The sequence below is a fragment of the Paenibacillus sp. JMULE4 genome, assembly GCF_013337105.1.
GTDB lineage: Bacteria > Bacillota > Bacilli > Paenibacillales > NBRC-103111 > Paenibacillus_G > Paenibacillus_G naphthalenovorans.
The window spans coordinates 86,896-109,276 of the sequence record NZ_SGWF01000019.1 but is presented as its reverse complement, the minus strand read 5'-3'; the positions used below and the strand labels follow the sequence as shown (position 1 = coordinate 109,276).

General features: G+C 52.4%; 18 protein-coding genes and 1 pseudogene. 11 read left to right on the top strand and 8 right to left on the bottom strand.

The window, feature by feature from the left end; genetic code table 11:
* Positions 1 to 21: 21 nt before the first annotated feature.
* Positions 22 to 1,347: an ABC transporter substrate-binding protein gene (locus EXW96_RS22035; protein WP_171005972.1), complete on the bottom strand. Its 1,326-nt coding sequence runs from the start codon at positions 1,345 to 1,347 to the stop codon at positions 22 to 24.
* Between the two features lie 215 nt (positions 1,348 to 1,562).
* Here EXW96_RS22035 and EXW96_RS22030 point away from each other — a divergent pair, with 215 nt between their 5' ends.
* The 4 genes from EXW96_RS22030 to EXW96_RS22015 all read left to right on the top strand — a co-directional run bounded on the left by EXW96_RS22030 (position 1,563) and on the right by EXW96_RS22015 (position 7,498).
* Complete coding sequence (locus EXW96_RS22030; protein ID WP_137670752.1) at positions 1,563 to 3,038, top strand: sodium:solute symporter family protein; 1,476 nt, start codon at positions 1,563 to 1,565, stop codon at positions 3,036 to 3,038.
* Positions 3,007 to 4,473, top strand: coding sequence for a two-component system sensor histidine kinase NtrB (locus EXW96_RS22025; protein WP_174351412.1), 1,467 nt, complete (start codon positions 3,007 to 3,009; stop codon positions 4,471 to 4,473). Before EXW96_RS22030 ends, EXW96_RS22025 begins: the two co-directional genes overlap by 32 nt.
* A complete protein-coding gene (locus tag EXW96_RS22020; protein WP_174351411.1) occupies positions 4,451 to 5,866 on the top strand; it encodes a sigma-54-dependent transcriptional regulator in 1,416 nt (471 codons plus the stop codon). The genes EXW96_RS22025 and EXW96_RS22020 overlap by 23 nt, the downstream gene beginning before the upstream one ends.
* A 195-nt stretch (positions 5,867 to 6,061) precedes the next feature.
* Positions 6,062 to 7,498: an aldehyde dehydrogenase family protein gene (locus EXW96_RS22015; protein WP_217437466.1), complete on the top strand. Its 1,437-nt coding sequence runs from the start codon at positions 6,062 to 6,064 to the stop codon at positions 7,496 to 7,498.
* A gap of 197 nt (positions 7,499 to 7,695) precedes the next feature.
* Here EXW96_RS22015 and EXW96_RS22010 read toward each other — a convergent pair whose 3' ends face one another.
* The gene (locus EXW96_RS22010; RefSeq protein WP_174349928.1) at positions 7,696 to 8,934 is read right to left on the bottom strand and encodes an IS110 family RNA-guided transposase; all 1,239 of its coding nucleotides are present in this window, start codon (positions 8,932 to 8,934) and stop codon (positions 7,696 to 7,698) included.
* A 407-nt stretch (positions 8,935 to 9,341) separates the two neighbouring features.
* On the opposite strand from EXW96_RS22010, the gene EXW96_RS22005 reads away from it, so the two are divergent.
* The 5 genes from EXW96_RS22005 to EXW96_RS21985 all read left to right on the top strand — a co-directional run bounded on the left by EXW96_RS22005 (position 9,342) and on the right by EXW96_RS21985 (position 13,956).
* Positions 9,342 to 10,484, top strand: a complete 1,143-nt coding sequence (locus EXW96_RS22005) for an ABC transporter substrate-binding protein (RefSeq protein ID WP_174351410.1) — start codon at positions 9,342 to 9,344, stop codon at positions 10,482 to 10,484.
* 203 nt (positions 10,485 to 10,687) lie between these two features.
* On the top strand, positions 10,688 to 11,563 hold the full coding sequence (locus EXW96_RS22000) for a branched-chain amino acid ABC transporter permease (protein ID WP_074727402.1): 876 nt from the start codon (positions 10,688 to 10,690) through the stop codon (positions 11,561 to 11,563).
* Between the two features lie 3 nt (positions 11,564 to 11,566).
* Positions 11,567 to 12,577, top strand: coding sequence for a branched-chain amino acid ABC transporter permease (locus EXW96_RS21995; protein WP_062410608.1), 1,011 nt, complete (start codon positions 11,567 to 11,569; stop codon positions 12,575 to 12,577).
* On the top strand, positions 12,546 to 13,274 hold the full coding sequence (locus tag EXW96_RS21990; RefSeq protein ID WP_137670748.1) for an ABC transporter ATP-binding protein: 729 nt from the start codon (positions 12,546 to 12,548) through the stop codon (positions 13,272 to 13,274). Before EXW96_RS21995 ends, EXW96_RS21990 begins: the two co-directional genes overlap by 32 nt.
* Entirely contained in the window at positions 13,258 to 13,956 is a 699-nt protein-coding gene (locus EXW96_RS21985; RefSeq protein ID WP_171005970.1) for an ABC transporter ATP-binding protein, read from the top strand. Before EXW96_RS21990 ends, EXW96_RS21985 begins: the two co-directional genes overlap by 17 nt.
* Before the next feature lie 77 nt (positions 13,957 to 14,033).
* On the opposite strand, the gene EXW96_RS21980 is transcribed toward EXW96_RS21985, so the two are convergent.
* Positions 14,034 to 14,177, bottom strand: a complete 144-nt coding sequence (locus EXW96_RS21980) for a hypothetical protein (protein ID WP_174351409.1) — start codon at positions 14,175 to 14,177, stop codon at positions 14,034 to 14,036.
* Between the two features lie 108 nt (positions 14,178 to 14,285).
* On the opposite strand from EXW96_RS21980, the pseudogene EXW96_RS21975 reads away from it, so the two are divergent.
* Both EXW96_RS21975 and EXW96_RS21970 read left to right on the top strand, forming a co-directional pair.
* Positions 14,286 to 14,971, top strand: a pseudogene (locus EXW96_RS21975) (response regulator transcription factor).
* On the top strand, positions 14,968 to 16,458 hold the full coding sequence (locus EXW96_RS21970; RefSeq protein ID WP_054817334.1) for a sensor histidine kinase: 1,491 nt from the start codon (positions 14,968 to 14,970) through the stop codon (positions 16,456 to 16,458). Before EXW96_RS21975 ends, EXW96_RS21970 begins: the two are co-directional and overlap by 4 nt.
* 119 nt (positions 16,459 to 16,577) lie before the next feature.
* On the opposite strand, the gene EXW96_RS21965 is transcribed toward EXW96_RS21970, so the two are convergent.
* The 5 genes from EXW96_RS21965 to EXW96_RS21945 all read right to left on the bottom strand — a co-directional run bounded on the left by EXW96_RS21965 (position 16,578) and on the right by EXW96_RS21945 (position 22,380).
* Positions 16,578 to 17,582, bottom strand: a complete 1,005-nt coding sequence (locus tag EXW96_RS21965) for a LacI family DNA-binding transcriptional regulator (RefSeq protein WP_054817333.1) — start codon at positions 17,580 to 17,582, stop codon at positions 16,578 to 16,580.
* A gap of 82 nt (positions 17,583 to 17,664) precedes the next feature.
* On the bottom strand, positions 17,665 to 18,504 hold the full coding sequence (locus EXW96_RS21960; RefSeq protein ID WP_062410606.1) for an HpcH/HpaI aldolase/citrate lyase family protein: 840 nt from the start codon (positions 18,502 to 18,504) through the stop codon (positions 17,665 to 17,667).
* A 26-nt stretch (positions 18,505 to 18,530) separates the two neighbouring features.
* A complete protein-coding gene (locus tag EXW96_RS21955) occupies positions 18,531 to 20,009 on the bottom strand; it encodes an aldehyde dehydrogenase (protein ID WP_074727407.1) in 1,479 nt (492 codons plus the stop codon).
* 22 nt (positions 20,010 to 20,031) lie between these two features.
* Positions 20,032 to 21,240 (bottom strand): CaiB/BaiF CoA transferase family protein, encoded by a 1,209-nt coding sequence (locus EXW96_RS21950; RefSeq protein ID WP_062410605.1) that lies wholly within the window; start codon positions 21,238 to 21,240, stop codon positions 20,032 to 20,034.
* Between the two features lie 27 nt (positions 21,241 to 21,267).
* The gene (locus EXW96_RS21945; protein ID WP_062410604.1) at positions 21,268 to 22,380 is read right to left on the bottom strand and encodes a zinc-binding dehydrogenase; all 1,113 of its coding nucleotides are present in this window, start codon (positions 22,378 to 22,380) and stop codon (positions 21,268 to 21,270) included.
* Position 22,381: the final 1 nt, after the last annotated feature.

Below are 22,381 nucleotides of genomic sequence, written 5' to 3'. Positions count from 1 at the left end.
GACGTCTCCTGCAATGATGTATTATTTGGCTTTCTCCCTGTCGATGATCGCTTGATATGCTTGATTGGCCTTATCTGCTGCGTCTTTAATATCCTCGCCTAACAAGCCCTTAATGACAATGTCGCCTATGATATCGCGCGCCTCGCTTACACTGATCACCTGCGGGCGGTCATGGCCCACCCCGACTTGTATGGATTCGCTTATGACAGGGATATATTCCTCCGGAAATCCGGAAACCCCTTGAGGATCATTCCATACCGAATTCCGCGCTCCGGGGTTTCCCCTTTGCTGCGATTTCAAGACAAGGTCTTTACCGGTTGCCCACTCGATGAATGTCCATGCCGCTTCTTTATTCGCCGATGCGGAATTCATCGCCAGTCCCCAAGCCGTGATATTAAAAGGCTTGGCCCCGGCCTGGCCCGCAGGGAACATAGCAAAACCAACCTTATTCACAATCTTCGACGTACCGGGATCAAGCATGCTGCTGTAGATCGCGCTCGCGTCGGTAAAGAACGCCGCTTTCCCTTGGGCAAACACACCCATCGCTTGCGGCCAGGCCATATTCAAAACACCCGGAGGACCATAATTTTTCAACAAATTGGCATATCTGCTGATCCCCTTGATGGCTTCCGGCGTGTTGATTGTCGCTTTACCGTCCTTTTGAAAATCGGCGCCTTCCGAATATAAGAAAGACGAAAGCTGAGTGACAAGTGCATTCCTCTGCCCCCTGGCCACAAAACCGTAGACGCCATTGTCCGGATCATGCAGCTTTTTTACCGCCTCCTCCAGCTCATCCAACGTTTTGGGAACGGGTATGCCGGCTTGTTCCAGCAAGTCTTTCCGGTAGTATAGAATTTGCTGTTCGGTAGAGAGCGGCACGGAAATCAGCTTCCCGTCGGCCGTTGTAGATTCTATGGCTGATTTGGAGAAATCATCAAAGTCATAATCCGGATTTCTTCTCACATATTCATCCAACGGCTGTACCCAACCGTTTTTATGAAAAAGCTTCACTTCTTCCAACGGGCGAATCATGAAGACATCGGGATTGGAACTGCCTGCCGTTAATTGAACGGACAGCTTTTGGCTCAGCTGTTCATTGGCCAAAATCTGCAAATTGACCTTCAACCCGGTTTGGGACTCAAATTCGGGCAGCATCGACCTGATCACATCCGCCGCAGGGCTAACCCCCATGTAAGCGGTTATACTTGTGCCCGCATACGGTTTGCCGTTCTTGCCGAAAGAATTATCGGAATCCTGATCATGACCTCCGAAACAACCCGCCAATGTACTTGCCATCAGCATGATGCAAACAAATAAAGTTGTCCATTGAATACATCTGATTCTCATATAATCCTCCCTCCAGCACTTGCTAATAGTTCATTTTATAGCAATTTTCAATCTTTTGATATGCAATCTATTTAACATTTATGGTATAAAATTATCCATTTAATGCGTTTCCAATAGATCTTGTTCATATTTTGGTATATATTTAACTGGTAAAATTATTCATCGCAGAATGGTTGAATCGTCTCTTGTATGCAGTCCGTTAAGGAGGAGCTTGGATGGAACATAGCCTGTTGTACCTGCTCTATTTTTTATTCTACAGTATCGTGCTGCTGTGGTTTGGAAAATACGGATTTGATCGGGTGAAAAGCAGCAAGGATTATTTTATAGGCCATGGGAATATGGGCGTATTTCTGGGCGTTTGTACGTTCTGCGCATCATGGATTAGCGCCACTTCCATGCTATTCATTACGGGCAGCGTCTACCGCTTCGGTCTGTATCCGTCCGTGTTCGGCGTTCTGGGCTGGTTCGCAGGGGCGCTGCTTTTTATTCCTTTGACCAACCGGTTGGCCCATCAATCCCTCCGGAAATCCCTTCGTACGCTCCCGGAATATTTCTATGTCCGTTATGGCTGCAGAAGATTGCAGGCGGTAGGCGGAATGGCGGTCGTTTTTTCCCACCTGTTTTATATCATGCTGCAGATTCGGGGTTTTGGCCTCGTTGTCGGCCATATGCTGGAAATTCCTTACGCGCTGGCTGTGTTACTGGTTTATTTATTCCTGATCTACACGACCTTTGGCGGCTTTGAATCCGTTGCCAGGACAGATATGGTCAATTTTTTGTTAATTCTAATAGGTTCTTTCACCGGAGCCATCCTCGTTTATCAGGAGCTTGGCGGAAGCCTGCACACTGCACAAAAGTTTGTATCCGCTTCCATTTCATTGCCGCAGGGCACCCCATCCCCAATGGCCGCAGACCGGTCCTCGCTTTTTTATTTAGGCATGTTTATGTTTATGAGCTGGGCACTGGGCAAATCCACCTATCCCCAATATATGAACCGGGTGCTCGCGGCGAAGGATCGTTCCACTGCAGTCAAAATGATCGGCATCTCCCTCATCCTGCTGGTTGCGACGTATGCCGTTCTGATCTTCACCAGCCTGGGAATCCGGGCCTTATCCCCGGAGCTTGCGGCCGTATCGTTAGACGAAATCATGCCCATGGCAGTGGAACGCCTATTCGCCCCCTATTGGGCCGGACTGATTTTGACGGCCATTATGGCTGCCGCCGTTTCTACGGCCAACTCCCAGCTTCTGGTTCTGGCGGGGAGCTTCAGCTGGGATATTTATCGTTATGCCGTGAAACGCCCAGCCACTGAAGAGAAGCTGATTCGCGTGAGCCGATGGCTTGTTACCATTGGAGCAACCGTCTCTTTGCTGATGGCTTTTATTCCTCCCGGTACTTTGCTCGATTACAGCAGCTATATATGGGGATTTTTTGCCGCGACGTTCTTCGTCCCCCTGTATGGCGGACTGTTCTGGAAGGGGGCGACCAAGGAAGGGGCATGGGCGGGATTTGTCGGCGGCACCTCGATCTATATCATGGAAATCCTCTTCTTCCGTCTCGAAGGCGAATGGACGAATCCGGCTTTACCCGGCGTCCTGGTCTCTCTTCTCTGTCTGGTAACGGTCAGCACATTCTATAGAAGAAAAAGGAACAGGAAAAATGAAGAAGATCCCATTCTCACCCTCCATTGAAACCAAAATTATGCTTCCCTTTCTCCTGCTGGTCATTTTCCCCGTTCTCTTCGTCGGGGGAATTTCCTATTGGTCCGCTTATAAAAACTATAGCCAGAGCATGGAAGAAAAAGCGGCGTTAAGCCTTAATCAAGCGCTGCTGCAGCTGGAGCACATCCATCAGAAAGTCCTCGCCCGGGCCGTTTCATTGACAGACGGAAAGAAGGATAGTATCGAGTTTACCCAAAAGCTGTGGAAGAACGAGATGGTCATTGTCGAAGGAGAGGTCATGTTATTGGCGCCGTCCGATCCATGGACGGAGCTCCGGCTGCATCTGTCCGGAACGGATCAGCCTCATGGCCGGGTCATCCTTGACAATACCTGGTTTCATCAGTCGTATTTGCTGTTTGATACCTATGAACCATGGAATTGGCGCATAGGCATCCTGGTAACGATAAATCCGTTTTCCCCAGCCTTAACCAATATCCAGAAGTATACGCTGATCACCATCGTCATTGCCAGTATATTCGTCATTCAGGCAACCATCCTGCTGGCGCACCACATTGCCAAGCCATTGAAACGTCTGGCCGGATGGTTTGATCAGGTTCGGGACGGGCAGCCCTTCCACCTTGAAAAGGAAAACGAGGAAATGCTGCAAAGGAAGGATGAAGTCGGAATCCTTGTCGACGCCTTTCATCAAATGGTCCGGCAAATGGAAGAGAGAAAACAGATGGAAGTCCGGCTGACCCGCCTGGAAAGATTAGCCGCGCTGGGTGAGCTTGCAGCAGGTATGGCCCATGAAATCCGCAATCCGCTGACGGGAATGAAAACGAGCGTGCAGGTGCTGCAAAGGCGGATTGCCGGAAATGAGCAAAACGATATGCTGCTCACCGGAATTCAGTCGGAAATTGAAAGGCTGAATCGGCTAACCATTCAGCTGGTTCATTTCGCCAAGCCGCAGCTTGCCAGGCTGCTCCGGGTTGACATCTGCCAAGTACTGGATGAAGTACTGGCCCTTCTCGCTCAGCCCATCCGGGACAAACAGATCCGCATTGAAGTACGACAGACGCATACCCCTCTTTTCGCCTTTTACGATCCGGATCATTTGAAACAGATTTATCTGAATTTACTGCTGAACGCGATTAAAGTGGTCCCGTCTGCAGAAGGCAAAATTGTCATTCACATGACGGAAAACTCCGAAGAACTCCGCATCGACATCTCGGATAATGGCATCGGGATCCCTCCCGAACATGCGGATAAAATATTTAATCCCTTTTTTACGACCGATCCGAAGGGAACCGGATTAGGGTTGTCTGTCGTACACCGGCTCGTGACGGAGCACGGCGGACATATTGACGCCAAAGATGTTGGAGATGAGGAACAAGGCACCGTATTTTCCTTTACAATACCGAAGAAGAGGAGGAAGCATGTTGATGAAGCGAGTGGTCATTATTGATGATGAAGCGGTAATCCGCTTGTCCTTGCAAATGGGTTTGGAGGATGAGGGATTTTCGGTTTGGACCGAAGAAACCGGCGAAACGGGGCTGAAGCGGATCGCCGAGGTTCAGCCGGATCTGGTATTTTTGGATGTTCGGCTGCCGGGGAAAAACGGGATCGAGATTCTGAAGGACATTAAAAAAATGAATCCCGACGTGACCGTGCTGATGATGACGGCCTACGGAGATGCCCAATCCACGGTCAAGGCCCTTCAAGCGGGAGCCTTTGATTACATTGATAAACCGTTTGAACTGGAGGATGTGCTGACCCTCATCGAAAGCGTGTGGACAAAGGAGAAAAAGGCGGCGGAGCTTGGTTCCCCCCGGCATCAGGGGGAGCAGCCTATCGATCACCCTCCGATCATCTGCGGGTCCCGTCCGATGCTGGACGTGCTTGCCCAAATCCGCCAAGTGGCCGAGACCAATACAAGTATTCTGATTATGGGAGAAACCGGCACAGGAAAGGAATTGGCTGCCCATGCCATCCATGCCTGCAGCCATCGCCGGCAAATGCCCTTTATCGCTCTGAACTGCGGCGCAATACCCGCCAATCTTCTCGAGAGCGAGCTGTTTGGTTTTGAGAAGCATGCGTTTACGGGGGCCGACAAGGCAAAATCCGGTTTGCTTGAATTAGCCTGCGGAGGCACCATCTTTCTCGATGAAATCGGAGAACTGCCGTTGGACATTCAAGTCAAGCTTTTGCGGTTCCTGGAGGATCGGAAGCTTCGCCGGGTAGGCGGCACGAAGGATCGGGCGATCGATGTGCGCGTGGTAGCGGCAACCAACCGTCATCTGAAAGAAATGGTCGATGCCGGGCTTTTTCGCAATGATCTCTATTATCGTCTGCATGTGGTCCCCATTTATTTACCTCCTTTGCGCGACCGCGGAGACGATGTGGTGCTGCTCTCCGACCATTTTTTGAAATCGCTGTCCGCAAAGCTCAACAAAAATATTCCCGGCTTTTCCCCCGCCGTACTGGACTTGTTCCGCCAATATCCATGGCCGGGGAACGTGCGGGAATTGAAAAATTGCATTGAACGATTGGTCATCCTCAACCATGACACCATGATCACCCCTTCCCAACTGCCGGAGGAAATCGTCATCGAGGCCTTGCATCAGTTGGATCTCAAAGCGGCGGAAAATGACTGCGAAAAGGCCTCCGTCCGCGAAACCGTCCGCCCTTTCCCGGAAGCTTTCCATCTGGAACGGGAATTGGAGAGATTGGAGAAGCAATATATCGAGCAGGCTCTGCATCAAACCCGGTGGAACTTAAGTAAATCGGCCCAGCTCTTGGGGATCAGCCGATTTTCCTTACAGCGGAGAGTGAAGAAATACTTTGGCGAGGTATTCTAGCGCCCGGATACTGTGCGAAATCGCTCGATTTTTAAATAGTTGCTGTGCGAAAGCCCACACTTGAGGTGTGGGCTTTCGGTTATCAGCCGCTCTCCAAACATGCGCTAGCCTTTATTTGATACAAAAAGCTTTGGCATGGACTTTGCTTATTTATAACTTGAGCCGTACGAAGGCGAGAAAAAGGAGGGACATCCGTTGAATGGGGCAGCTGTAATAAGAAAAGCCAATTTTATAGGGGGACGATGGAAATCGAGCTTTTTTCATTATGAATTAAAGAATCCTTATGATCTATCCACCATTGCCGAAATCCCGCTCTCTACACCGGAGGAAATGGAGGAAGCCATTGCAGAAGCCGAACAGGCTTACGCACTTATGAAAACCCTTTCCTCTCATGAAAGGTCAAGCATTTTGTACAGAGCCGCACAATTGCTGGAAGAGCGGGCGGAGGATTTCACCCGAACGATTTCCCTGGAAGCGGCGAAACCGATTAAAACCGCCCGCATGGAAGTAACCAGGTCGATTCAAACGTTCTTGTTCGCCGCCGAGGAAGCCAAGCGGATGTACGGAGAATCCATCCCGATGGATGCGGCCAAAGGCGGGGAAGGAAAAATCGCTTTTACCGTCCGGGAACCTATTGGAGTGATTGGAGCTATCACACCGTTCAATTTTCCCCTGAACCTGGTAGCCCACAAAGTCGCTCCTGCGATTGCAAGCGGTAACACGATCGTGCTTAAGCCGGCGGAACAAACGCCGCTGACCAGCTTCAAGCTCGCTGAACTGCTGCGGGACGCCGGACTTCCCGACGGTGCGTTGAATGTCGTTGCAGGGGATGGACCGACGCTGGGGCCTGTTCTCTTGGCGGATGAACGAGTGAAGAAAATTTCCTTTACGGGATCTCCCGAAGTAGGAAAGCTCATTCGTTCCCAATCGGGCTTAAAGAAGATCACCCTAGAATTAGGATCGAATTCGGCGCTCATCATCGACGAGCAGGCCGATCTCGATAAAGCCGTTCCTAAAGCTTTAACCGGTGCCTTCACCTACGCGGGACAGGTTTGTATTCATACCCAGCGGATTTATGTGCACGAAGCGATTTACGATGCTTTTGTGGAACGCTTTGTCGAAGCCGCCAAAACATTAATCGTCGGAGCTCCTTCCGATGAACAAACCGATGTCTCCGCCGTGGTGAATCAATGCAGCCTGCAGCGTATTACGGCCTGGCTCGACGAAGCCCGGCAATCCGGTGCGACTTTCCTGGCCGGGGGTGAAGCCAACGGACAAGTCATTCCCCCTACCATCTTGACCGATGTCAACGAGTCAGAGAAGGTCGTTTGCCAGGAAGTGTTTGGCCCCGTTGTCATCATCAATCGCGTCGCCTCGGTGGAAGAAGCGGTTCGTCTAACGAATCAATCCCGTTACGGCCTGAATGCCGGGATTTTCACCACGAATCTGGATGCCGCCTTCCGTGCCGCACAAGGGCTGCACGTCGGTCAGGTCATGATCAATGAAATTCCTACCTTCCGTGCCGACCATATGCCTTACGGCGGCGTCAAGGACTCGGGAATCGGCAAAGAAGGAATCCGTTATGCCATTTCGGAAATGACCGAAGAAAAATTGATTGTCATTCAGCTTTAATTCATTCAAAGTCCAGCGGTAAGATGTCAAGTCCCTGATTCGCGGTAATTGGAAATTCTTTTGATGGAAAATCGCTTTGAGTCAGGAAAAATGGCATCACGAAATAAACCCTGAGTAAAATCGAGCGTTTTTTCCAGGATATACCTCGATTTTACTGGGAATTCCCAATGGGCTTCGCAGAAAGTAGGTGAGAAGCTTTAGGCGTTAGTCACCTTCCTCCGCGGCGTGTAGACTTGGTCGTTGCGTAGCAGCACATCGACCAGACGCACAAGTTTTCTTGCGGTTAAGACGAGGGCGCGTTTGTGTTGGTGCTTCGTGACTTCGTTGTATTTTTTCCGGTAGTACTCTCCGAATTCTGCGTCGCGGTTCTTTACCAAGTTGGCAGCTTCAACCAGGTAATAACGCAGAAACCGGTTGCCGGATTTAATACGGGACGTTTCTTCGGCTTCAAACTTGCCAGACTGATTCTTTCGCCAAGTAAGCCCAGCGTACTTCGCCAGAGCGGCTTGATCGTCAAAGCGATGGATGTCACCGATTTCGGCGATAATACCAGCGCTGTAGATCGGGCCGATACCGGGGATCGTCTTCAGGACGTTTTCACCGGGTAAGCCGGCGATAATGCGTTCAATCGCCTTGTCGAGCTCCTTGATTTGCTTCTGCGTACTTCGAATGGCTTCGATAGAAGTGCCCAGGATGATATCGATGGAGTCCTCGACGACTTTTGAGAGACGATAGGAAGCACGCGCGGCTTTCTGGATGCACCTCGCTACACCCTCCGGATCAGGGAATCGATTACGGCCCTTATCCTTGAGGTAGTCGGCTAAATCCGCCACATCCATCGAGCTGATCTCATCCAGGCTGTATTTCTCAAGGAGCAATTCAGTGATGGCATGGCCGAAGGCGGAGCTCTCCACCTCCGCGGAGAACGCACTGCACTTGTAGAACAGGTGCTGGAGAAAGTACTGCTTCTCTCGTGTCAGGTTGTGGACGAGGTGAAACCGCATGCGGGTCAGTCTTTGAAGAGCGATGTACTGCTCTTGGGCGACAACGGTCATCGGCAGCCTTCCAAAACGCAGCCTGTCTGCAATAATCCAGGCATCGATGCGGTCGTTCTTATCGAGGTCCACATAGGCTTCCTTGAACTTGCTAATGAGCTTCGGATTAATGGTAAATACCTTCGTATGCCGCTCGCTGAGAAGCTTGTCCTCATGCAGGAACATGGCGGGGTGCCAACTGTAAACCGATGTTGATTCCAGACCGATGTGAATCTCCGATGGCTTGATGCGGTCGGCTTGGGCAAGGATCTGATCCCGCAGGTGGCAGGCACCGTGGTAGTTGTTGAGCACCGTGAACGCTTGGAGGGTATCGCCGCCAGCATCCATGATGCACACCTTTAAATCTTGCGAACTCACGTCAATCCCGACAAACAACTTCACGTGGGATTCCTCCTTTCTTTATGGGATTCAGGGACTGGACCTTTCGGGATGCCCCCAGCGCACTCGCCGTTCAATCACCCTCGCATATGAGAACTCACTTCGGTCCATGAGCTGCCTCGAAGCTGCTATCTTCGAGCATGGGTTGCCGAAGGGGACAGCCAGCGGGTTAGAAGTTCAAGCGAGAGCCGAGGAAGCAGACTTTAAGAGTAGTCGATGCTACAGGAGAGAGAAGGATTTCCCCGAATAACCCTAAGAATTATTGTCTGGAAGCATCTCGAAAAGTCCAGTCCCAATTCAATTTTCAAAGAGCCAACGCTGGAAATTTTGAAAGCGGTCGCCAGTTCCCTGGGGAACTGGAAATTGGCCTTCAAAGCTTTACAACAAATATGATACGAGGAGAGTAAGCCATGAAAAATTCACGTAAAGCCTATTGGGGTGTTTTGTCCGCCGTCTTTCTGGCAGGCTCGCTTCTCAGCGGATGCGGAGCTGCGGAGACGAATGCACCTTCGAACGCCGGAACGCCCGCCCCCTCCAGTGAAGGTACCCTGAAAATCGGCGCCGTGCTGCCGATGACAGGCGGTTCGGCCGTATTCGGAGAAAAATTCAAGCAAGCCTACTCCCTTGCCGTTGAAGAAATTAACGCGGCCGGGGGGATCAACGGGAAAAAGCTCGAGATTATCATTGAAGATTCTCAAGAAAAGCCCCAGGTGGGTAAAACCGCGACGGAGAAGCTGGTGGCCAATAAGGACATTTTGCTGCTGACCGGCGGACGCTCATCCGGGGTCACCCTGGTCGAAGCCCAAGTGGCCAATGAAAATAAAATCCCTTACCTGATCGATCATGGCAGCTCCGATAAAGCCACGATGAGCGATTATGATTACGTATTTCGTTTAAGCCCGACAGCCGGAATGTACACCTCCGCTTTGCGCGACTACTTTCAAACCAATCCGCCGAAATCCATCGCCTATATCAATGTAGATAATGCGTTCGGTGAAGCGGTGTATGAATACGGCATCAAAAAATATACCGACTCCGCAGGCATTCCATTCACGCTGGAAAAGTATAAAGCCGGAGAGCTGGACTTCAAGCCATTAATGGAAAAAATCAAAGCGGCTAACCCCGAGGTGGTTATCGTCACCGCCGGGGATGACAACGACGCCACTCAAATCATGAAGGCAGCCAAAGAATCCCGCCTGTCTCCAAAGATGTTTGTCGGTACCGGCGCGGGCCACTCGATCATCGGCTTTGCGCAGCAGTCCGGCGAGCTCGCCGAAACGGTATTGACCGCAGGCCCATGGCACGGAAACAAAAAGGATCCGAAATTCCAGGAGTTCCATAAAAACTTCACCGCCAAGTTCCAGCATGAGCCCGGCGAGCACGAGGTAGAGGGCTATGCAGCGATTTATGTCATCGCCGACGCCTTGAAGCGCGCCAAAACCCTGGATCGTGAAGGAGTAAAGGAAGCGCTGGAAGCCACCGATCTGGAAACGGTGTTTGGACGTGTGAAGTTCGAAGATTTTGACGGTTACAAAATCAGAACAAGGGCATGACCGATATTTCCCAATGGATCGGCGGAAAAATGATCACCGTGTATCCGGATGAGTACGCACAGGATCAAATGAAAGATTTCAAAGGCTGGTAAAGAGCCCGGCAGGAATCAGAGAGGCATTCTTTACGATGCGTATCGTGGCGGAGGGGATGGGATCCCCCGTTCCCTCTTGCCCGACTTTATTTACAGAAAGGAAGTACACCTATGCTCCAGACCCTCCTGGATGGATTGCTGATCGGGGGTATTTACGCCATTATCGCCCTCGGGTTGACCCTGATATTCGGGGTTATGCACGTCATCAATATGGCCCACGGCGAATTCGTGATGATCGGTATGTTTATCAGTTATTTCCTGTTTTCCAAATTCGGCATGGATCCTTTTATCAGCATGTTGTTCTCTGTACCCGTTTGTTTTGCTATCGGGTATTTTCTTTATCGATGGTTTGTTGAAAAAGCCAAAAAAGCTCGCGAGGAAAATACGCTTCTGCTTACGGCAGGCACGGGAATTTTATTTGCCAATGTGATGGCGCTTCCCGCTTTTATCGGACCTAAATTCCTGCGTCTTAACGGTGAAAACCTGTATTGGGAAAACAAAGTATGGCATATCGGAAGCTTGTCGCTCAATGCCACCCTTACGGCCGGTTTTGTCGTCACCGCACTCTTGATCTATAGTCTGCACAAGTTCTTAACGAAAACAGATACCGGATTTGCCATCCGTGCCGCATCACAAGAGCCTATGGCGGCTACGATTGTCGGCGTCAACGTGTCGGTCATCTCCGGTTTAACCTTCGGTCTCGGTGCGGCCTTTGCCGGGATTGCCGGAAATATATTGGCGGCCAATTATCCCATCTATGCTTCCATCGGAACACTTTTTGTCGTTAAAGCATTCGTCATCGTCGTATTGGGCGGCATGGGTTCCATTCCGGGAGCCGCGCTCGGAGGTTTAATTCTTGGCGTTACGGAAAGCTTCGGTGCGGCTTACATTCCGGGCGGAACGGGCTTCCGCGATATGTTCGGGTTAGTCATCTTCCTGTTGGTTCTCCTGTTCAGACCGCAGGGATTGTTTGGGAGGGCGAAATAAAACATGAAAACCAAAACGGCTGTCATTGCCCTCGTCTCAGCCCTGGCCATAGGCTTGATCGTCCCCTTCATCGGCGCACAAAACGCTTACTTCTACACCGTTTGCTCCTATATTCTCGTTTGGATCATCTTGGGGCAAGCCTGGAACCTGCTCGGCGGCTTCACCGGACAAATTTCCTTCGGTCACGCCATGTTTCTTGGCATCGGGGCTTACGCCTCCATGATTTTCATGAACGAGCTCAACATGGATATGTTTCTGAGCATGGCGCTCTCCGCCCTGCTGGCAGGACTGTTCTCCCTCCCTCTGGGCAAACTGATATTCCGGCTGCGGGGACCTTATCTCGGTTTAGGAACCTTGGCGATGGCCGAAATTTTGCTGATTATCGCCCGAAACTGGAAAAGCGTGACCAATGGCGGCGAAGGGATCATGCTGGAGTCCGGCGGCACCTTTCTTGGCATAAGCGTTTCGGATAAACAGGAGTATTTTTTTCTCGGCTTGGCGTTAACGGTTCTGGTTTGTCTGTTCATTTCTTATCTGATGAAAACAAAAACCGGTTATTCGCTCATCGCGATCCGCGAGAATGAAGATGCCGCGGAGTCCATGGGGATTCATGCCGCACGATATAAGAGCCTATCCTTATTTCTTTCTGCAGCGATCACAGGCTTGGGAGGCTCCTATTACGGATTGTTCAACAAGTTTATCGATCCCGAGATGGCCTTTACCGTACATCTTTCAGCGGAAATGATTTTTGTCACCGTTATCGGCGGTATCGGAACCATCGCCGGGCCCATAATCGGGTCCACGCTGCTTATCGGCCTGCAGGAATACTTAAAGGGAATTCCTGCGCTGCAAACCTACCCTTCCCTTTATCTGGTCATTTACGGTCTGATGATTATGGCCGTTATCGTTTACCTTCCGGGCGGCATGGTTGACGGGATAAAGAAATGGATGACACGCATGAAAAAAAGGAGGGGAGAACCGCATGAGCTTACTGAAAATCGACCGCATTACTAAACGGTTCGGAGGAGTCACCGCTAATGAGAACATCAGCTTTGATGTGAAAGAAGGGCAGATACTCGCGCTCATCGGACCTAACGGAGCCGGCAAAACGACCTGTTTTAACATGATTGCAGGCGTCTTCCCTCCTTCCGAAGGAAAAATTTATTACGACGGTCAGGACATTACCGGAAAGAAGCCGCATGAGTTGAATGCCATAGGGATTGCACGCACCTTCCAAATCGTAAAACCGCTAGCCAAATTAACCGTTTTCGATAATCTGATGGTCGCCTCCTTGGCTAAAAGCAAAAATATAAAAGAAGCTCAAGAAAAAGCAAAGGAGATGTTGTCCTTCACGCATTTGGAATCTCTTCAGCATATTCCGGCTGGACAGCTTTCGATCGGAAATTTGAAACGGCTTGAGGTGGCGCGCGCAATCGCGACAAGACCCAAGCTGCTTCTCATGGACGAGCCGATGGGCGGGCTCACGCCATCCGAGGTGGACGAGGCGATCAAGCTGATTCATCAAATCCGTACGAATGGAACAACCATTGTGATTATCGAGCATATTATGAAAGCCGTGATGGCGGTTTCGGATCACATTGTCGTGCTCCAGAACGGCGTCATGATTGCCAACGGGGACCCAAAGGCGGTTATGAACGATGAGACGGTGATTAAAGCGTACTTGGGGGATGGATATGTTAAAAGTCACTAATCTGGAATCTTTCTATGGGGCGGTGCAAGCGGTCTGGAATGTTTCTTTTGATGTCAGTCCCGGAGAAGTCGTATCCATCATCGGCACCAACGGAGCCGGTAAAACAACGATACTGAAGTCGATTGTAGGTTTGACCGCTCACACAGGATCGGTCCGTTTCAAAGATCAGGAAATAGGCCATCTTCCCGCTCACAAAATGGCCGAACTCGGAATCGCCTATGTCCCGGAGGGCCGTAAGGTATTCCCGCAAATGACCGTCCTGGAGAACCTGCGAATGGGCAGCTATAACAAGCGGGCGGCGAAATTTCGCGAGGAATCCATCGCCCATATCCTTGATACCTTCCCCCGCTTAAAAGAAAGAGCAGGCAATATGGCCGGGAACCTGTCCGGCGGAGAACAGCAGATGCTGGCCATCGGCCGGGGCCTCGCATCCAAGCCCTCCTTGCTGCTGCTGGATGAGCCGTCACTTGGAATCGCACCGATTCTCGTGGATGAAATATTCGAAACGATCCAAAAAATGAAAAAGGACATCACCATTGTCCTCGTAGAGCAGCATGTTCATCACGCCTTGTCGATTGCCGACAAGGGATACGTCATCGAGCATGGCAAGGTGGCCATCAGCGGAACAGGCAAACAATTGCAGGAAAACGAGCATGTCAAAGCAGCCTACCTCGGCTTATAAATGACCCCTTGACGAATATGGATGAAACCAAAGCAGGCTTCCGATAATCACTCGAAAGCCTGCTTTTAATCGTTTGTTTATCCGGTTGAATTTACTTCATACAGCCAAAACGTTACCATAGAAGAAGAGCTTCTTTGATCCAAGTCCGCTTCGTACAGAACCGTTGGTTTTGTCATGGCAAGGCCCTCCTTTAATTCGAGTACGGCATCGCTTCTCGGCATGCTTTCAAGCCTCCTGCAATGATTCAGCCGCGGTTCAGGCCGCATTCAGCGTACATTCAGCTTCGTGGCGGATAATTTATACCATGGACTGACGTGGGAGGCATAGGGATGAAAAGCTTAAAAGGCATTAAAATTATGCTGGTCGATGACGAACCCCACATACTGCAATTTCTGGAGCTGGGACTGACAAACGAAGGCTTCGAAGTCAAAACCGCGCCTGACGGCATGAGCGCCGTCAATCTGGCACAAGAATTCGAGCCGCATGTCGTCGTGCTGGACGTGATGATGCCGGGCATGGACGGATTTGAGGTGTGCCGGCTGCTCAAGAAGAACGGGAACAATATTGCCGTGATCATGTTAACTGCCAAAGACGAAGTCGATGACCGGGTAAAGGGACTGACACTCGGAGCGGACGACTACGTGGTCAAGCCGTTCAGCTTCGAAGAACTCCTTGCCCGCATCGGCGCCCGGATTCGCAATCAGTTTCCGAATCTGTTCGGCGAGGTAACGATCGGCCCTTTCCGCATTGACGACCGCAGAAAAGAAATCGTCTATCAGGAGCAGGCGCTGGGGCTCTCCCCGACGGAATACGAGCTGCTTAAATTTTTGGTCATCAATCATGGCATCGTGCTAAGCAAGACGAAAATTTTGGATAAGGTCTGGGGATATGACTTCGGAGGGGAAGAAATATTGTCGAGGTTTACATCCGTTCCTTGCGGGACAAATTGGCCGACAAGGAGCATCGGTTGATCCGGACGCTCAGGGGCGCCGGGTACCGGATGGATTTGCCATGATAAGGAAAGTTCTTGATCCGGTTAAACGGGTGATGGCTCCCCGTTCGCTCCGTTTTCAGCTTCTGACACGGTCGCTGTTCATTTTGGCCGCCCTTCTCCTGCTGATCGGCGCGCTGCAATATGTATTAATGAAGGATTTTCTATACCGGAATCAGGCGGAAACGATGGTAACGCAGCTAAGGACGCTGCCAAGAGATATATTGACCCGGCCGAATCCGCTTCCGGAACGGTCTTCCGGCGACCGTGCGCCCGGCTCGCAGTCCGATACAGGCCGGCCTCGAGGCCCGGTTCTGTTCCTCCCGGATATGTCTGTCGCCTATATCGGGCATGACGGAACCTTCATCGATCTGACCAGAGACAATGGTTCCGTTTCGCCGCGTCTGTCGGACGAGGAGTACCGCTCCATTCAGCCGTCCGATCATCGGGGACGGGTCCATTATCGCGTTGTCCGGGACGAGGAAGGGAAAGAACAGCTCATCGTGTTCCGGCCGGTCGGCTTGCAGATCGGCGGCATGTTTCAAATGGGGACGGCCACAGCGCCTCTGCAGGATGTGGTCATGCGCCAGCTGCTGACGTTCGTGGCGCTGTCCGTTCTAGCATTGGCGGGTGGCTTGGCGTTCTATCTGCCTGTGCTTCGCCGTACGCTGAATCCACTCGATATGATGGTAAAGGCGGTCGAACGGACGGATGCCGGAAATTTAGCCGAAAGGTTCCCCGGTCCGCAAGGGCAGCTGGAGATCGACCGTCTGGCTGACTCTTTTAACGGCATGCTGGAACGGCTTGAGACCTCCTTTGAGGCCGAACGGGAAGCCAAAGAACAGATGCGGCGGTTCATTGCCGACGCCTCCCATGAACTGCGCACGCCTTTGACGTCGATTCACGGCTTTTTGGAGGTGCTGCTTCGCGGGGCGGCCGACAGGCCGGAACAGTTGTATCCCGCCTTGAAAAGCATGCATGGCGAATCCAAACGCATCAAGAAGCTCGTAGAGGATTTGCTGATGCTGGCCAAGCTCGACCGTTCCCCGGAGCTTCAATTGAAGGAAACAAGGCTGGACGAACTCATCCGGGAAATGGAGCCGCACCTGCGGATGCTGGCGGGAAGCCGGACCGTTGATTTCGACCTGACGGCAGGCATCCGGGGGATTTACGATTCGGATAAAATCAAACAGGTCATCCTCAACCTATTCCATAACGCCGTTCAGCATACCGACCCGGAACACGGAGTGATTAAGGTAAGCTTGTCGTCCCGCAGGAATCAAGCGGACCTGATGATCCGCGATAACGGTATCGGCATTGCCGAAGAGCATATTCCCCATATCTTTGAGCGATTCTACCGCAGCGATGCGTCCCGAACGCGCAAGCATGGGGGCGCGGGACTTGGACTCTCGATCTCCAAATCGATTGTGGAAGCCCATGACGGCACGATCAGCGTCGATAGCAGACCCGGTAAAGGCTGCACGTTCTCCGTCCGTCTTCCCGCTCTTTGAAGGCTACCGGTCCAGTCCAGCTGTCCGGCAGTCCAAAAACCGTCCACCCGCGGCTGCTCTCTCAAGCATGCCGCGGGCGGACGGTTGAATTATTTTTTCCTATGCGGATCGCTGGTCCTTTAGGTTTCCCCGCAGGAACGGCGGACAATGAGCGCCGGCTCCAACAGAATCGTTTCCAAAGCTGCATCCGTTTTGTTATCCATTCTCCGGATCAGCCGCTCGGCGGACACCCTCCCCATTTCGTAAGCGGGCTGCTCGATGGTCGTCAAGGGCGGATCGAGATGCTTGGCCCAGGCTGTCTCGTCGTAGCCCAATACGGCGATGTCTTTGGGTACCGAAAGCCCCAACTCCTTCAGCGCATCCATAATCTCCAGGGTAAGAATGCTGTTGGTGGAAAAGATCGCATCCGGCAGCCCCGTTTCCAATAGCTTGCCGATTTCGACTTGACACTCCTGCTTGTTCCGCACGATTTTGATCCAGTCCGGATGGACCGGCAAACCGTTTTCTTCCATCGCTAATCGATACCCCTCAATCCGTTCGAGACGAGGACTGATTCCGTTGGGCGGATACAGGAAAATGGCAATTTTCCGCTTCCCGAGCCGCAGCAGATGCTCTACGGCCATCCTGGAGCCTTTGATGTTGTCTACCACGACGGTATCGGCCGCTACGCCTTCCACTTTACGGTTGAGAAATACCAGAGGGAATTGTTTTTCGGACAGGGTCTCGAATAATGGATTCATACCTGTTGCAGGGTTCACAATGATGCCGTCTACCTGACGTAAGCCGAAGCCCCTGATGTGATCCTCCTCCGATTCCAGGCTGTCGCGGGAATTGGCGATCATCAGGTTATATCCGTAATGTTTGCACACGTCCTCGATACCTTCCAATACCTGTGACCAGAACGGATTTCGCAGATTGGAGAGCACGAGACCTATTACGTTCGTCTTTAACGACTTCAAGCCTTTGGCCAGCGCGTTCGGCCGGTAATCCAGCTGTTCGACCGCTCTCAGCACGCGTTCTTTCGTATCATCCGAAATGTATTGATAGTTTTTGTTCAGTACGCGCGAAACCGTCGCTTTGGATACCCCCGCCTTCTGCGCTACATCATCGATGGTTACCTTCATCCACATTGCTCCCATTCACGAAAAAAGTTATACCTCTATTGTATAGAATGAAACTAACCGCATGTCAATAAACCGGGTGCTTTCAGGCCAATTTCCAGCGAACGGCCGCCTCATGGACTTGTTTTGCCCTTTCGATCACCGGGCGATCCACCATTTTGCCGTCAATCGTAAAGACGCCCAGTCCCTTCGCTTCATTCTTCAGCGCATGGATGACCCGCTTAGCCCAATCGATTTCCTGCGCTGAGGGGGTATAGACTTCAGTAATGATCGGGATCTGCACGGGATGGATGCACATTTGTCCGGTAAATCCGGTTGTTTTCGTCAGCGCGGCTCGTATGCGGAGGCTGTCCAAGTTGTTAAAATCGGGAAATACCGAATCATAAATGCCTTGAATACCTGCAGCTCTGGCCAGCGTTACGATACGGGACTTGAAGTAGAGCAGCTCCAACCCGGAATCCGTCAGTGTCAAATTCAGATCGACAGCCAAATCGACGGCGCCTAAAGCGACACCGGTGATCAGCGGCGACTCCAGAATGTTCTCCAGGTCGCGAACGCCAACAGCTGTTTCGATCAGGACGATGAGCTCGCCCTTGCGGCCCATCAGCTTCCAGGCCTGCTCCACTTGTGCGGCGCTCTCCGTCTTGGGCAGGAGCAAGCCGCGAACCAGCGGATGTCCCGCCAGACGGGCATCGTCTTCAAACCACGGGGTACCTGCTTGATTGACCCGGATGAAAATCGGCTTGGAGGGAGCATCGTCCATAGAGTCCAGCACATCCCGGATCACCGTACGGGCCGCCTCCTTCTCATTCGGGTGGACCGCATCCTCGACGTCCCAAATCAGGGCATCCGCCGGGCTATCCAACGATTTGATCAGCCTGTCGGGCCGGTTACCCGGCGTAAACATCATCGTTCTATATAACAAAGGTATCCACCCCTATCCTTCATATTCTAACCAACGACGAACGGATCTCTCATTTTCTCTTCCGTTTCCACCCATACGCTTTTGACCTGCGTGTAGTCCTTCAACACCTCAAGACCGTTCTCGCGTCCGTAGCCGCTCGCCTTGTAACCGCCGAAAGGAGAAGCATAGTTGGCATTGCGGAAGGTGTTGACCCATACCGTACCGCTGCGGATCGCGCGCGCCATCCGGTGTCCGCGGGAGATGTGGTTCGTCCATACGCCGGCGACCAGACCGAAATCGGAATCGTTAGCGATGCGAATCGCTTCGTCCTCGGTTTCGAACGGAATGACCGACAAGACCGGCCCGAAAATCTCTTCACGCGCCACACGCATGTCGTTGGTGACATTCGTAAGAATTGTCGGTTCATAGAACAGCCCCTGCTGCAGCTCCGCCGCTTCCGGACGTTTACCGCCCAGCAGCACCTCGGCCCCCTCCTGCTTGGCAATGTCCACATAGTAAGCCACTTTTTCCAACTGCGAACGGTTGGCCAGCGGACCGACCTCCGTATGCCAATCACTCGGATCGCCGAGCTTGATTTGACGTGAGCGTTCCGCCAGCTTGTTCAGAAACTCATCGTAGATCGAACGCTGAAGCAGCAGTCTGGACCCGGCGCTGCACGTTTGGCCGCAGGCGGCGTATATTCCCGCCATGACGCCCATGACCGCATTATCAAGGTTCGCGTCCTCAAACACAATGTTCGGCGATTTGCCGCCCAGCTCGAGTGTGATCCGTTTAATGTGCTTGCCCGCGAGCGAAGCCAGCGAACGTCCGGTATCGGTTCCGCCGGTAAACGAAATTTTGTCCACACCCGGATGCTGTACGAGGTAATTGCCGATGCGGCTGCCCGGTCCGGTAACGACGTTGAATACGCCTGGCGGAAACCCCGCTTCCTCGACCAGCTTGGCGAATTCCAGAATCGAGCACGGTGTCGTGGAGGAAGGCTTGATCACCATGACGTTCCCGGCAGCCAATGCAGGCGCCGCTTTCCATGTTGTGAGCAGGAGCGGCGAATTCCACGGCGTAATCGCCCCGACGACGCCGATCGGTTCACGCAGTGTATAGTTCAGCACCGATGTTTTGTTGAGCGGAATGACATCCCCGTGAATTTTATCGGCCATGCCGCCGAAATAGATGTAATAATCGACCAGCGATTTCAGATGCGCTGTAGTCTCCCGGATCAGCTTGCCGTTGTCCCGGGTTTCGATTTGCGCCAAACGTTCGATGTTGTTTTCGATCAAATGCGCCAGACGGATGAGAAGACGTCCTCTTTCACTGTTCGACATTTTCGACCATGGACCTTCGTCAAACGCCCTGCGCGCCGCCTGTACGGCCAGATCGATATCCGCTTCCGCACCGACGGGGACGCTCGCCCAGGCTTCGTTCGTATAAGGATTGATGGATTCGGAGCGCTCTCCCGATTGTGCCTCCACCCACTGCCCGCCAATATAAAGCTGATACTGTTCCATAGTCATCCTCCCGGTTGGTAAGTTATATGATTTCGTTTTTCTTTAGTTCATCCAGCGCAGCTTTGCTTAACCCGAGCTTGCCGAACACTTCGTCATTGCAGGCCCCTTTTTCCAGCCCGCTGTGCCGGATTCGCCCCGGGGTACGGGAAAATTTCGGTGCTGTATTCAGCATTTTGACCTTTCCGAAATCTCCGTCGGGCACCTCAACAATGTTGCCCCTCGCCCGGAAATGCGGATCCTTGAAAATGTCTTCGATCGTATAGGTCGGCGCGATGGTTGCATCGCACTCGTGGAAACGCGCCAGCACTTCCGATTGCGTGTGGCGTGACATCCATTCCGCGATGACGCCATCGATTTCTTCCGCATGCTGCAGCCGGGCTTGATTGTCTTTGAATCGCGGATCGGTAATCAGATCTTCTCTCTCCACCGCTTTCAGGATGCGTTCGACAATAGGCTGAGAGCTGCCCGAAATGGCCACCCATTTGCCGTCGGAGGTCTGGTACAAATTCCGCGGGACCGTCCATTGGGTACGGTTGCCCATTCGCTTCTGGAGAATACCGAGCTGGTCGTATTCCATCACCTGATTGCCAAGCATGCCCATAAGCGCCTCATAAATCGGCAGATCGATAAACTGCCCTTTGCCATTCCCGGAATGATCGCGCTCGTATACCGCCACCATCGTGGCATACGCTCCAAGCAGTGCCGTCGCCTGATCGGCGAGAGCCAGGTTGGGCAGCAGCGGACCGCGGTCGGGATATCCGTTGATTTCGGCAAATCCGCTGAGCGCTTCAGCCAGGGTGCCGAATCCCGGTCTGTCGCTGTAAGGACCCTCCACACCGAAGCCGGATACCTGTACAAGTATCAGGCCGGGATTGCGGGCACTCAGCGTCTCGTAGGTGATCCCCCATTTTTTCAAGGTTTGCGGCCGAAAATTGGTAATGACAATATCCGCCGTTTCCGCCAGCTTCATAAACAATTCCTGACCTTCGGGTTTACCCAAGTTCAAGGTGATCGGCTTTTTGTTGCGTGAAACGAGCTTCCATTCCAGCGACTTGCCTTCCTTCTGCCGGCCGGCGTTTCGCAGCGGATCACCCGACGGATGCTCAACCTTGATGACCTCCGCTCCAAAATCTCCTAGGTAGGTGGCCAGCATAGGCCCCGCCAATATCGTCGAGGCATCGACCACCCGTAATCCTGCAAGAGGCAGCTCGCCTCGTTTCTGATCGTCCATCCTCGTCACCTCGTCTTTTCGTATAAATTATTTCCAGGGATAAAGCACGGGCTTGATCTCCTGGAACGACTGCATTCGTTTCAATGCGACGTTAACGTCTTTGAGCGAATATTCGTTGGAAATCAGCTTGCTGAACGGCAGATCCCGCTGATGTTTGGCGATGAACTGCAGCGCCTTCCAATAATGGCTGATATCCCCGGAAAACGAACCGAACACCTTCAAGTTTTTCTTTGTAATCATCGACGGCTGGATCGTCACCTTCCCTTCGCCGAGCTGGCCGACGACCATATAGCGCGCACCCTTGGCCACCATCTCCAGCCCTTCCGCGAAAGCGCCGGGATGACCGGAAAATTCGAATGCCTTTGCAGGCCCGCGGCCTCCCGTTTCCTCCATGACAATAGCCTTTCGTGCTGCGGGATCATGCTGATCTACGGAGATCACGCAGTCGGCGCCGAACTCCTCGGCCAGCTTCAAACGGCTGTCCGGGGCGCCGATGGCTATAATTTTTTTGGCGCCCGATACTTTGGCCACCCCGATGGCCAATAAGCCTAACGGTCCCGTACCTTGTACGAGCACCGTGTCCGTCGGACGGATCGTGCCGACCTGATCGAACGCGTTAATAACCGAGCGGAAAGCGCAGCTGCTCAGACTTGCCAATTTGTCCTCGACAGAATCCGGCACTTTTATCCGTCCCGATTCCGGTACGACATATCCGTATTGTGAGAACCCTCCCATCAGATAAGGAGGCTTTTCCATTGTTTCGTACATATAAGCACGGCGATGATGGCAAAGCGTCGGCTGTCTTTCTACGGTGCAGTAGTAACACGAACCGCAACTGGTATGAGACCAGATGATCCGGTCTCCAATCTGGAGGGACTGCCCGACGGAATCCTGGTCGGCGTTCGGGCCCATTGCCACGATCCTGCCCACCATTTCGTGGCCAAGAATAACAGGCAAATCCACTTTCAGGGAAAGCGTGCCTTCCCACAGATGCACGTCCGTACCGCAGATCGAGCAACAGTCGATTTGCACGAGCAGCGACCGGGGTTCCAGCTGCTGCGGCACCGGAACCTCCTCAATTCCGATTTCCTTGCCGAATTCGCGTACGACCGCCGATTGAGACGTTTTGGGTAGCTGCATA